This window comes from Streptomyces sp. (assembly GCF_031181555.1).
GTDB lineage: Bacteria > Actinomycetota > Actinomycetes > Streptomycetales > Streptomycetaceae > Streptomyces > Streptomyces fimbriatus.
On the sequence record NZ_JAPSKQ010000033.1, the window covers coordinates 10126 to 22450 of the forward strand.

Genomic DNA, 12325 nt, shown 5'->3' on the forward strand with positions numbered 1-12325 from the left:
GTGAGTCCGATGCGCCGCCGCCTGGGCCTGCTCATGGCCCTCGCGGTCATCCTGCTGTCGTTCGCCGGCATACCGGGCCCCCCGTCCGCCCACGCCGCCGACGCTCTGCTCTCTCGGGACAGACCGGTGACGGTTTCGTCCACGGAGAACCCGTTCGTCGGCGCCAACGCCGTGGACGGCGATCCAGGCACTCGCTGGTCCAGCGAATTCGCCGACCCCCAGTGGATCCAGGTCGACCTGGGCGCTTCCGCCAAGATCAGCGAGATAGTCCTGAACTGGGAAGCCGCCTACGCCAAGGCATTCCAGGTGCAGGTCTCCGCCGACGCCCGTACCTGGTCCACGGTCCACGAGACCGCCGCAGGCACCGGGGGCAACCAGCGGCTGACCGTCTCGGGAACCGGCAGGTACGTCCGCATGTACGGCACCGAGCGGGCCACCCCATACGGCTACTCCCTGTGGGAGTTCCAGGTGTACGGCACCATGGACAACGGCGGCGACCCGGATCCCGGCCCCGGTGAGAAGCTGCTGTCCTACGGCAGGACCGGCACGGCGTCCAGCTCACAGAACGACGGTCACTGCCAGGAGTGCACCCCGGCCCGCGCCTTCGACCGCGACCCCGCCACCCGCTGGGCGACCAGCCCCACGAACGGCTGGACCGACCCCGGCTGGATCTCCGTCGACCTGGGCGCGACGGCGCAGATCAGCAAGGTGGTGCTCCAGTGGGACCCGGCCTACGCCAGGTCGTTCCAGATCCAGGTCTCAGCGGACCACACGAACTGGACCCCGATCTACTCGACCACGGCCGGCACCGGGTTCAAGCAGACCCTGACCGTGTCCGGCACCGGCCGGTACGTCCGCATGTACGGCACCGAGCGGGCCACCCCGTACGGCTACTCGCTGTGGGAGTTCCAGGTGTACGGCACCGGCGGAGACCCGCTCACCCCGCCCCCTGTGCCGCCCGACCCCGCCGACCCGCCCCGGATCGTCTGGCAGGACGAGTTCAACACCCCGGCGGGCACCAGGCCCGACCCGGCCAAATGGACCGCGGACCCGGGCACCGGCCACAACAACGAGTTGCAGTACTACACCGACAACGACAACGTGAGCACGGACGGCGCGGGTCACCTCGTCATCGAGGCACGCAAGCGGGCCACCCCCGGTACGTCGTGCCCGACCGACCCGCTCACCGGAAGCGGCACCTGCCAGTACACATCCGCGCGGATCAACACCGGCAACAAGTTCGAGTTCACGTACGGCCGGGTCGAGGCGCGGATCAAGGTGCCCAAGGGCAACGGCCTGTGGCCCGCCTTCTGGATGATGGGTGCCGATTTCCTCGACGGCCGTCCGTGGCCGTACAACGGTGAGATCGACATCATGGAGATCCTCGGAAAGGACGTGAAGACCTCGTACTCGACCGTCCACGCGCCGGCGTACAACGGCGGCGGCGGGATCGGAGCGCCCTACAAGCTTCCGGGCGACGCCGACTACTCGGACGACTTCCATGTGTGGGCCGCCCACTGGGACAGCAAGGGCATCGTCTACAGCCTCGACGGCCGGACCGTCCTCACGCTCGACAAGGCCCGGATCGAACAGACCCGCGGTCCATGGGTCTTCGACCACCCCTTCTACCTGATCCTCAACCTCGCCGTCGGCGGCGACTGGCCCGGACCGCCCGACGCTTCGACCCCGTTCCCGGCGAGGATGCTGGTGGACTACGTGCGGGTCTACCAGTGACACGCCGTCCTTCATGATCGTCACCGGACGCCCCTCGACGGCTGTCAACGGCCCGCCGTCGAGGGGCACGGCCGAGCGGACGGGATCAGCGATCCCAGCCGAGATCCTCATGACAGCTTCAGTGCCGCCGTGCATCGATGCGAACGTGAGGGCGTGCTCTTCGTCCACGGCGAGATTCTCCAGCGCTCCGTGGACGCCGGAAGGTGCTGCCGGTGGTGCGACGGTGCCGCCGTGGCGGCGGTCGACGTGCGGGCGACGAGCTGGGCTGCCGGAGGCCGAGAACCTGCTCGACCCGGAGCGTCCGAGCGGGGTGCCCCGCCGGGCGCGCCCACCGCGCCGAGTCGTTCGTCCAGCCCCCGGCGCCATGCAGCGCCCTTCGGGGGCGACCGGCCGTCATGACCACCTCCTCTTCCTCTTCCACTCCCACCAGCGCCGACCGCGCCCCCGGAAAGGAACCCCATGCCCGCCCTCCCCTACCGCGACCCCACCCGACCGGTCCGCGAGCGCGTCGCCGACCTCCTCGGCCGTATGACACTGCCCGAAAAGGTCGGCCAGATGCTGCAGTTGAACGCGCGGGACGGAGTGCGGCACCTCGTCGAGGACCTCCACGCGGGGTCGGTCCTCCACGCCTCGCCCGCCCGGGTCGCCGAGGCCGTGGAGCTGGCCGCGCGCACCCGGCTGGGCATCCCCCTGCTCGTCGCGGAGGACTGCATCCACGGGCACTCCTTCTTCGAAGGCGCCACCGTCTACCCCACCCAGCTCGCCATGGCCGCGACCTGGGACCCGGCCCTGGTGGAACGCATCGGCCGGGCGACGGCGGTCGAAGTCGCGGCGACCGGGGTGCACTGGACGTTCTCACCGGTGCTGTGCGTCACCCGGGACCTGCGCTGGGGCCGGGTGGGCGAAACCTTCGGTGAGGACCCGTACCTCATCGGCGAGCTGGCCTCCGCCATGGTCCGCGGCTACCAGGGCGACGGGCTCACCGACCCCACCGCGATCCTGGCCTGCGCCAAGCACTTCGCCGGGTACTCCGAGACACAGGGCGGACGGGACGCCAGCGAGGCAGACCTGTCCCGCCGCAAACTGCGCTCGTGGTTCCTGCCGCCGTTCGAGCGGGTCGCGCGGGAGGGCTGCCGAACGTTCATGCTGGGCTACCAGTCCATGGACGGCGTCCCGATCACCGTCAACAAGTGGCTCCTCGACGAGGTGCTGCGCGGTGAGTGGGGCTACACCGGCACCCTGGTCACCGACTGGGACAACGTCGGACGCATGGTCTGGGAGCAGAAGGTGTACGCCGACCACGCGCACGCCGCCGCGGCGGCGGTCCGCGCGGGCAACGACATGGTCATGGCCACGCCCCGGTTCTTCACCGCCGCGCAGCAGGCGGTCGCCGAGGGACTGCTGGAGGAAGCGGAGATCGACGCGGCGGTGACCCGGATCCTCACGCTGAAGTTCGAACTGGGCCTCTTCGAGGATCCCCGCCGCCCCGACCCCGCACGGCAGGCCGAGGTCGTCGGCCACCCCGACCACACGGAGCTCAACCTCGAGGCGGCGCGCCGCTCGCTGGTGCTGCTGACCAACGACGGCACGCTGCCGCTCGCCGGCGGACACGAGGCCGGGAAGGACGGACGCGCCGTCGCCCCCGCCGGCGCGGCGCCGCGCACCGTCGCCGTGATCGGCCCGAACGCCGACGCCGCCCAGACCCAGCTCGGCGACTGGGCCGGGAACTCCGGCCAGGCCGACTGGATGCCGGACGGCCACCCGCGTGAGAAGATCCGCACCGTCCTCGACGGCCTCCGCGAGCACGTGCCCGAAAGCTGGACCGTGGTCCATGCGCGCGGCGCGGACATCCTCGCCGTGGGCCCCGACCCGGAGGGCGCCTTCTTCCTCGACGGCCAGCCCCGGCCGGACATCGTGCTCCCGGCTCCGCCCGACGACGCGCTCATCGCCGAGGCCGTCGCCACCGCGGAGAGCGCCGACCATGTCGTGGCGGTCGTCGGCGACCGCGTCGAGCTGTTCGGCGAGTGCTGTTCGACCGCCACCCTGGAACTGGTCGGCGGCCAGGTCGCGCTGCTCGACGCGCTCGCCGCGACGGGCAAGCCGCTCGTCGTGGTGGTCGTCAGTTCCAAGCCGCTGGTCCTGCCGCCCGCCGCCCACAAGGCGGCCGCGATCGTGCAGGCGTTCAGCCCCGGCATGCTCGGCGGGCAGGCGGTGGCGGAGCTGCTGCTCGGCCTGATCGAGCCTTCCGGTCGGCTGCCGGTGTCCTTCGCCCGGCACGCGGGGCAGCAGCCGACGTACTACCACCAGATCCGCGGCCAGCACGGCACCCGCTACGCGGACCTGACGCAGCGTCCGGCGTTCGCGTTCGGAGAGGGGCTGAGCTACACGACCGTCGAGTACACCGACCTGCGCGTCCTCACCGGCACCGTCGGAATGTCCGACACCGTACGGGCCAGAGTCACCCTCTCCAACACCGGTCAGCGGCCCGCGCTGGAGACCGTGCAGGTGTACATCAGCGACACGATCACCTCCGTCACATGGGCCGAGAAGGAGCTCAAGGCCCACCAGCAGGTGCGACTCGCTCCGGGCGAGACCCGTGAGGTGCTCGTCGAGGTGCCGGTGCCGGCCTGCTCGCTGGTGGACGCCGAGGGCACCCGTGTCGTCGAGCCGGGGGCGTTCGAACTGCTCGTCGGCCCGTCGTCGCGGGACGAAGACCTGTTGCGGGCCGGCTTCGCCGTCAAGAGCTGACGTCCCGCTCCGTCCGGGAAAGCGACCGGGCCGGACCTCACGGCCGTCCCGGTCGTCTCCCGCTGCCCTGACCAGCGGTCGAGGTCGAGGCGGTGGGCACCGCCCTGCTCCGTGCCGACGAACAGGTGGTCCCCGTCCCGCGTGGCGGCCGGGCTCAGGACAGCCTTGTCCGGCATGCCCCGGGACACGTTCCGGGAAGCAGTCCGGGAACGCTCACCACTACAGCCACTCACCTGGTGGGACTTCCACAAGACGCCAGACCGAGTACCGAGTCCCCGTACCAGCGCGTGGCTCGCTCGCTCATCGGGCCGGAATCCGTCCGGTGGCCACCCGGCCCGCAATGGCCACCCCCGCTCTCGCGAAGCAGAACACGAACCCCTGGGAGAATTCGACGGCGCGTCAGCAAAGTGAGCAAAGGGTTGGCAAGAGTCCTGCCGCAGCCGCCCACGGACAGCCAGACCCCGGAATCGCCCAGCTCCAGAAATCAAGCCGTCGGCATACCCGGCCGTCCTCCCGCGAGCGGCCGCCGGGCGGGAGGCGACGCCCGACAGCATGTCACCCGCCTAGCGTCAACGATCAGCTGTTTTCGCAGGTCAACGGGACCTTCCTCGCGGCTTCAGCGGCGTCGCCGGCAGCTCGGGGGCCGGCAGCGGGTCCCCGTCGTACCCCTTCACCTCCCCGAACCGTGTCCCTTCCATCCAGTCCCGGCGCGCCTGCACGATCTCCTCCTGCGACCGCCCGATCCAGTTCCAGAACATGATCAGCTCTTCCTCGAACGGCTCGCCGCCCAGGAGCATCAGGCCGGCGTCCGACTCGGCGCGCAGTGGGAGTTCGCCGCGGCCGCAGCCGAGGTAGAGCATCGAGCCGGGGAGCACCGGTACACCGTCGACGTGGGCCTCGCCGGACATGGAGAGCACGGCGTACTCGAAGTCCGGCTCCAGTGGCAGGCGGACGTCCGCGCCGCGCGCCAGGGCGAGGTCGGCGCCGACGATCGGGGTGTACGCCGTACCGGGCGAGGTGGCGCCGTCGAGGTCGCCGAGGATCAGTGTGGCCTCGATGCCCTGCGCCGTGACGACCGGCAGGTCGGCGTGGTGCTCGAAGCGGGGCTCCGTGTGACGGTGACCGTCCGGGAGCGCGACCCACAGCTGGGCACCGTGCAGGAAGCGGGCGTGCGAACGGGGGCTCTCCTCGGAGTGGCTGATCGCCCGGCCGGAGGTCATCAGGCCCAGCTCGCGCGGGCGGATCGTCTGGAGGCTGCCCGTGGAGTCGCGGTGCAGCACCTCCCCCTCGTGCAGCCAGCTCACCGTCTGCAGCCCCATGTGCGGGTGCGGCGGCACCTGCATGCCGGGCTCGTCGGCGATGTCGTCGGGACCGTAGTGGTCGACGAAGCACCAGGCGCCGACCATGCGCCGCCCCAGGTTGGGCAGCAGTCGCCGGACCTCGCTGGACTCGCCGAGCTTGACGTGCCGAGGGCTGAGGAGTTCCCGCACGGGCTCCGCCACGACGAAGCCCCGGCCGCCGCACGGGGAAGGAACCGCCTCGCGCTCAAGATTGCTCATGACGGACAACCTAGCCCCGCGGGGCACCGTGCGTCCGCCGTGTCCGGCACCGGCCCGGCCGACCGCGTCCCCCTCGTCCGGGACGTCTCCGGCGCCCTCAAGATCCCCCCGGTGGAGGCCGACGGCGTGGTCGACGAGCTGATCGCCTCGGGGCTGCTGGCCCCGCACGAGCCGTCCGGGGCGCGGATCACGGACGCCGGACGGGAGGTGCACGAGCGGAGTTCCACCGAGACCGCGGCGATCTCCGCCAGGATCTACGCCGGCATTCCCGCCGAGGACCTCGCCGTCGCCGGACGGGTGCTCGCCCTCGTCACCGAGCGGGCCGACGCGGAACTGGCCGCCGCGACCGGCACGGTCGCACAGCGGAATAGGGCACCGCCCGAGTCCGTTGTCGGCCTCGAAGGAGGTACGAGTGGACACCACGTACTACGACCACGGAACACCGGCCGAGCGCTGGGAGCGGGCCGGGATGTTCTTCGACGCCAAGGACTACGCCGCCGCCGCGCGCGTCCTGGACGGGCTGGTCGAGGAGGTGCCGGAGCAGACCGGGCCGCGGCTGCTGCTGGCGCGGGCCTACTACCACTCGGCTCAACTGCGCCGTGCGGAAGCGGAGTTGCGCGTCATCGTGGAGCGCGACCCGGTGGAGCACTACGCCCGGCTGATGCTCGGCCGCACGCTCGAGCGGCAGGGGCGGCACGCGGAGGCCCGGCCCCATCTGCGCATCGCCTCCGCGCTGGCGGGAGAGTTCGACGAGGACTGACGACGGCTGAGGAGAGCCGGGGTTCCCTGTCGTCGGCACGGCCGGTGCCCGGTTTCCCCCGGGGGACCGGGCACCGGCGTGAGCGCGTCCCACGCTCTTTCACCGCGTGGCATCCTGGCGCGATGGGAACTCCGAACGATCACGCGCCCCTGGCCGAGCGGGTCGAGGAACTCCTCGCCGCGAACGGCCCGTTGCCCATCGTCACGGCCGGTGATCCGGTGCTGCGGCGCGGCACCGAGCCCTTCGACGGCCAGCTGGAGCCCGCGCTGCTGGCCCGGTTCGTCGAGGCGCTGCGGCTCACGATGCACGCGGCGCCGGGGGTCGGGCTGGCCGCGCCGCAGGTCGGGGTGGGGCTGCGGATCGCGGTGATCGAGGATCCGGCACCGGTTCCGGAGGAGGTGCGGCTGGCGCGCGGGAGGGTGCCGCAGCCGTTCCGGGTGCTGGTGAATCCGTCGTACGAGCCGGTCGGAGCGGAGCGGGTCGCCTTCTTCGAGGGATGCCTCAGCGTGCCGGGGTACCAGGCGGTGGTGGCGCGGCCCGCCGAGGTGCGGCTGACCGGGCAGGACGAGCACGGGCGGGCACTGGACGAGGTGTTCACCGGGTGGCCCGCGCGGATCGTGCAGCACGAGACCGACCACCTCGACGGCGTCCTGTACCTCGACCGTGCCGAGCCGCGCTCGCTGTCGTCCCACCAGGCGGTGGCGGAGCGCTGGTCGCAGCCGACGGCCGAGCGGGCCGCGCGGGCACTGGGCTTCGAGCTGCCCTAGCGCGGACGCCGACGCGGTGGTCATGGTGGCGCACGACGGCGGCGCGGTCGAAGCCCTGTGCCCGGGCCACCGGCCGGCCGCCGGACCGGGCGGGCTCAGGCGTCCCGGTACGCCTCCAGCAGCCGCAGCCAGACCTCGCTGATCGTCGGATACGACGGGACCGCGTGCCACAGGCGGCCGACCGGGACCTGTGCGGCGACGGCGACGGTCGCGGAGTGGATGAGTTCGCCGACGCCGGGTCCGACGAGGGTGACGCCGCGCAGGATCTCGTCCTCGAGGTCGACGACCATGCGGGCGCGGCCCTTGTAGCCGTCGGCGTACAGACCGGCGCCGGCGACCGTGGACAGGTCGACGTCGACGGCGCGGACGCGGTGGCCGGCCCGTTCCGCCTCGGCCAGCGAGAGACCGGCGGAGGCGGCCTCCGGGTCGGTGAAGACGACCTGGGGGACGGCGGCGTGGTCGGCGGTCGCGGCGTGCGCGCCCCAGGCCTCCGGGCGCACGGGTTCCCCGGCGGCGCGGGTGGCGATGGCGGCGCCCGCGACGCGGGCCTGGTACTTGCCCTGGTGGGTGAGCAGGGCGCGGCGGTTGACGTCGCCGACCGCGTACAGCCAGTCGTGGCCGGTCACCCGGAGGGTGTCGTCCACGGTGAGCCAGGAGCCGGGCTCCAGGCCGATCGTCTCCAGACCGATGTCGTCGGTGCGCGGGGCGCGGCCGGTGGCGAAGAGGATCTCGTCGGCCTCGATCCGGTCACCGCCGTCGGTGACGACCAGGACGGTGCCGTTCTCCCGGGTCACCGACTTCACCGAGGTGCCGGTGCGGATGTCCGCGCCGGCCTCGGCGAGGGCCTCGGCCACCAGTTCCCCGGCGAAGGGCTCCATGCGGGACAGCAGACCGCTGCCGCGCACGAGAACCGTGACCTGCGAGCCGAGCGCCTGCCAGGCGGTGGCCATCTCGGTGGCGACCACACCGCCGCCGACCACGACCAGCCGGCCGGGCACGGACCGGGCGCTGGTGGCCTCCCGGCTGGTCCACGGCCTGACCTCGGCGAGTCCGGGCAGGTCGGGCAGCTGGGCGCGGCTGCCGGTGCAGACGGCGACGGCGTGCCGGGCGGTGAGGACGCGCCGGCTGCCGTCGGGACCGGTGACGGTCACGGTGCGCGGGCCGGTGAGCCGTCCGTGGCCGCGGTGGAGGTCGGCTCCGATGCCCTCCAGCCACTGGACCTGGCCGTCGTCCTTCCAGTGGGAGGTGTAGGAGTCGCGGTGGGCGAGGACCGCGGCGGCGTCCAGGGGGCCCTGGACCGACCGGCTCAGGCCGGGCGTGCGGCGGGCGTCGGCCCGGGCGATCACCGGGCGCAGCAGGGCCTTGCTGGGCATGCAGGCCCAGTAGGAGCATTCGCCGCCCACCAGCTCGCTCTCCACGACCGCGGTGGTGAGCCCGGCGGCGCGGGTGCGGTCGGCGACGTTCTCCCCCACGGGCCCGGCTCCGAGCACCACGACGTCATAGGCGATGGGTTCCGTTTGCGTCGGTTGCGTTTCCGTCATGGCGTCAGTCTGGTGGGTGGTGTGCGCGGTGGCCACATGGGTAGGGGCGCGGAATACGTGACCGGTCGGCCGTGTTGTGCCGACGGCCCGACCCGACACCAGGAAGAGGGAACACGCCATGAGCAGCACCGTGGAGCTCACCAAGGAGAACTTCGACCAGATGGTCACGGACAACGAGTTCGTCCTGATCGACTTCTGGGCGGCCTGGTGCGGTCCGTGCCGTCAGTTCGCGCCGGTGTACGAGAAGGCGGCGGAGGAGAACCCGGACCTGGTGTTCGGCAAGGTGGACACCGAGGCGCAGCCGGAGCTGGCCGCGGCCTTCGGCATCCAGTCGATCCCGACGCTGATGATCGTCCGCGACCAGGTCGCCGTGTTCGCCCAGCCGGGCGCCCTGCCCGAGGCCGCTCTGACGGACGTCATCGGGCAGGCCCGCAAGCTGGACATGGACGAGGTCCGCAAGCAGATCGCCGAGCAGCAGGCACAGCAGGGCCAGGCTCCGAACCAGGGCGAGTGATCCCGCCCGGAGCACGAGGCCCGGCGGCAGCCGTCGCCGCAGCGGGCACCGGTGCCGGACGCGGCGGTCCCGCCGAGGGGACGGCGACCTCGTCGTTCGCGGTCCGGTCGTCGACGTGCGCGGTCACCGCCGGGGCGCGTGTCGTCCTTCCCGCCGGGACGCGTGACGCCGGGCCCCGCCTCCGGTCGCCCTCCCCGTCCCGTCAGCTGGACTCGCGCCGCACCACCGACGCCCCCAGCACCTTGTGCGCCTCGGGCGCGGCGGCCGGGTCGCGCACCGCGCGGTCGACCAGCTCGGCGAGCTCACGGCCCGACGGCAGCTCCAGGTGCACGGTGCTCAGCCGGGGCCGCAGCAGCCGGCCCAGCATCAGGTTGTCGGCGCCGATCACGGCGGTGTCCTCGGGGATGCGGATGCCTTCGTCCTGGAGTGCGCGCATCAGGAGCATCGCGTACTCGTCGTTGTACGTGAACACGGCGTCGAGGCCGAGGTCGCGCCAGCGGGCGGCGAGCCGCGCGGCGGCGCCCTCGTCGTGCGCGAGGGGCAGCTCGGTGACCGTGGCGTCCGTACCGCGCAGGGCCTCGCGCACTCCGGCCAGGCGGGGCGCGGAGAACGCCTCCAGGCCGGGCTCCCGCGGGACGACGACACCGATCCGGCGCCGGCCCCGGTCGAAGAGGTGGGCGCCGGCGCTGTGACCGACGACGTCGTGGTCCATGAGCAGGGCGTGCGCGCCCTCGACGGACTCGGGGCCGAGGGTGACGACGGCCCGCGCCCCGGAGCGTCTGAGCACCTCGACACCCCGCGGGCCGAGCCCGGAGCCGGGGACCAGGACCGCCACCGGTCGCAGTTCGGCCCAGGCACGGGCGGCCTCGTCGTCCTGCAGGCCGGCGGTGCCGTACTGCACGACCGTGTAGTCGAGGAGCCCGAGCGCCCCCTGGAGGTCGCTGATGAACTGGCTGTAGAGCGGGCCCACGGGGAAGGCCGGCGCGGGCATCAGGACCATGCGGCTGTGCCCGGCGCGCAGGCTGCGCGCCGCGGCGTGCGGCACGTACCCGAGTTCCCTCGCGGCCTCGCGGACCCGGCGCCGGGTGGGTTCGCTGATCCGGACGGCGCCGGCGTCGTTCAGGACGTAGGAGACGGTCGCGCGCGAGACGCCGGCCAGGCGGGCCACGTCGGCGCTCGTGGGGGCGGAGCGCGTCGGTGCGGGGGACGCGGGCGGGGGCGTTTTCGGTATCTGCACCATGACGTACCGCATCCTTGCAGAAGCCCCGACGGACCTGTCGGCCGGGTGAGTCGAGCGCTCCCACGCACGCCTTCGCCCCGGCCGGGGCCCGGGTCAGCGGGAGGACGCCGCGCCCGTCACCCGGTCGACCAGGTCCACCCACGCCGATTCCAGCCGCTCCGGCGGCATGCCGCACTGCCGGGTCAGGTGGTGGATCAGGGCGGGGTCGAGCTGGGCCAGCAGGATGTGGGCGAGGATCTCGCAGTCCGCGTCCGGTACCGCCTCGCGCAGCAGCAGGGTGACGTGATGGCGCAGCACGCGGCGGGGCGGGGCGGTGAAGCGGCGGGCGGGTTCCGGTTCGGCCGCCAGCTGCAGCTCCAGCTCGTCGGCGGTCCGGCGGAGCATGGCCAGGCCGAACGCCCGCAGCCGCTCCACGGGCGGCGCGCCCGGCCCCAGCGGCGGGGGCCCGGTGAGGAAGGCGGCCTGGAACTTCTTCTCGGAGTGGTCGAGCAGCGCCGTGAGCAGACCGGTACGGTCACCGAAGCGGCGGAAGACCGTGCCCTTGCCCACGCGGGCCGCGGCCGCCACCGCCTCCATGGTGACGCAGTCCGCACCGCGCTCGGCCACGAGCCGCGCGGCGGCCTCCAGCAGCCGGGCCCGGTTGCGCGCGGCGTCGGCGCGCAGGCAGGGCTCGTCGGCGTCGGGGCCGAGTTGCAACAACTCCTGCGGTTCGACGGGCTCCTGGGGGGCCGGGACGGGCGATGGCGCGGCGGACATGAAGCCAGGGTAAAGCATCGGGAAGAAACTGGACCACGGTCCGGTTGAGGTGCTACAACAGAGAAACGGACCCCGGTCCGATTTCCGGGGCGGTCATTCATCCCACTGGAGTTCTTCATGTCTGCTCGCATCCTCGCCCTCGTCGGCAGCCTCCGTGCCGGTTCGCACAACCGCCAGCTCGCCGAGGCCGCGGTCAAGCTCGCTCCGGAGGGCTCCGAGGTGGCGCTCTTCGAGGGGCTCGCGGAGATCCCCTTCTACAACGAGGACATCGACGTCGAGGGCAGTGTCCCGGCCGCCGCCGTCCGGCTGCGCGAGGCCGCCGCCGGCGCCGACGCGCTGCTGCTCTTCACGCCCGAGTACAACGGCACCATCCCGGCCGTCCTGAAGAACGCCATCGACTGGCTGTCCCGCCCCTACGGCGCCGGCGCCATCAGCGGCAAGCCGGTCGCCGTGGTCGGCACCGCCTTCGGCCAGTACGGCGGTGTCTGGGCGCAGGACGAGACCCGCAAGTCCGTGGGCATCGCGGGCGGCAAGGTGATCGAGGACATCAAGCTCTCCATCCCGGGCTCCGTGACCCGCTTCGCCGAGCTCCACCCGGCCGACGACACCGAGGTCGTCGAGCAGCTGACCGAGGTCATCACCCGTCTGCACGGCCACGCCGCGGAGCCGGCCGCGGCCTGATCACGGCCGGCACGCCCGACGCCCG

Annotated in this window: 10 protein-coding genes and 1 pseudogene; 7 read left to right on the forward strand and 4 right to left on the reverse strand. The window is 72.8% G+C overall.

Annotated features, from left to right (window positions below; all coding sequences use genetic code 11):
- Positions 1–33 precede the first annotated feature (33 nt).
- Together RIM90_RS09940 and RIM90_RS09945 are read left to right on the forward strand one after the other, a co-directional pair.
- A complete protein-coding gene (locus RIM90_RS09940; RefSeq protein WP_309060279.1) occupies positions 34–1734 on the forward strand; it encodes a discoidin domain-containing protein in 1701 nt (566 codons plus the stop codon).
- A 459-nt stretch (positions 1735–2193) separates the two neighbouring features.
- Positions 2194–4482 carry a glycoside hydrolase family 3 N-terminal domain-containing protein gene (locus tag RIM90_RS09945; RefSeq protein WP_309060242.1) on the forward strand — a complete coding sequence of 763 codons (2289 nt, stop codon included), beginning with the start codon at positions 2194–2196 and terminating at the stop codon, positions 4480–4482.
- A 593-nt stretch (positions 4483–5075) separates the two neighbouring features.
- On the opposite strand, the gene RIM90_RS09950 is transcribed toward RIM90_RS09945, so the two are convergent.
- Positions 5076–6041 carry a pirin family protein gene (locus tag RIM90_RS09950; protein ID WP_309060243.1) on the reverse strand — a complete coding sequence of 322 codons (966 nt, stop codon included), beginning with the start codon at positions 6039–6041 and terminating at the stop codon, positions 5076–5078.
- A 36-nt stretch (positions 6042–6077) separates the two neighbouring features.
- Between RIM90_RS09950 and RIM90_RS09955 the strand changes: the two are divergent.
- The 3 genes and pseudogenes from RIM90_RS09955 to RIM90_RS09965 form a co-directional block, all read left to right on the forward strand.
- A pseudogene (locus RIM90_RS09955) lies at positions 6078–6389 on the forward strand (MarR family transcriptional regulator); the annotation flags it as partial.
- Positions 6390–6453: 64 nt separating this feature from the next.
- Positions 6454–6801 (forward strand): tetratricopeptide repeat protein, encoded by a 348-nt coding sequence (locus RIM90_RS09960; protein WP_309060244.1) that lies wholly within the window; start codon positions 6454–6456, stop codon positions 6799–6801.
- A gap of 122 nt (positions 6802–6923) precedes the next feature.
- Positions 6924–7568, forward strand: a complete 645-nt coding sequence (locus RIM90_RS09965) for a peptide deformylase (RefSeq protein ID WP_309060280.1) — start codon at positions 6924–6926, stop codon at positions 7566–7568.
- A 95-nt stretch (positions 7569–7663) separates the two neighbouring features.
- Here RIM90_RS09965 and RIM90_RS09970 read toward each other — a convergent pair whose 3' ends face one another.
- Complete coding sequence (locus RIM90_RS09970) at positions 7664–9109, reverse strand: NAD(P)/FAD-dependent oxidoreductase (protein WP_309060245.1); 1446 nt, start codon at positions 9107–9109, stop codon at positions 7664–7666.
- A gap of 118 nt (positions 9110–9227) precedes the next feature.
- Between RIM90_RS09970 and trxA the strand changes: the two genes are divergently transcribed.
- On the forward strand, positions 9228–9623 hold the full coding sequence (trxA, locus tag RIM90_RS09975; RefSeq protein ID WP_309060246.1) for a thioredoxin: 396 nt from the start codon (positions 9228–9230) through the stop codon (positions 9621–9623).
- A gap of 202 nt (positions 9624–9825) precedes the next feature.
- Here trxA and RIM90_RS09980 read toward each other — a convergent pair whose 3' ends face one another.
- Positions 9826–10863 carry a LacI family DNA-binding transcriptional regulator gene (locus tag RIM90_RS09980; protein WP_309060247.1) on the reverse strand — a complete coding sequence of 346 codons (1038 nt, stop codon included), beginning with the start codon at positions 10861–10863 and terminating at the stop codon, positions 9826–9828.
- Between the two features lie 93 nt (positions 10864–10956).
- A complete protein-coding gene (locus tag RIM90_RS09985) occupies positions 10957–11619 on the reverse strand; it encodes a helix-turn-helix domain-containing protein (RefSeq protein ID WP_309060248.1) in 663 nt (220 codons plus the stop codon).
- 117 nt (positions 11620–11736) lie between these two features.
- On the opposite strand from RIM90_RS09985, the gene RIM90_RS09990 reads away from it, so the two are divergent.
- Entirely contained in the window at positions 11737–12300 is a 564-nt protein-coding gene (locus tag RIM90_RS09990) for an NAD(P)H-dependent oxidoreductase (RefSeq protein WP_309060249.1), read from the forward strand.
- Positions 12301–12325 lie beyond the last annotated feature (25 nt).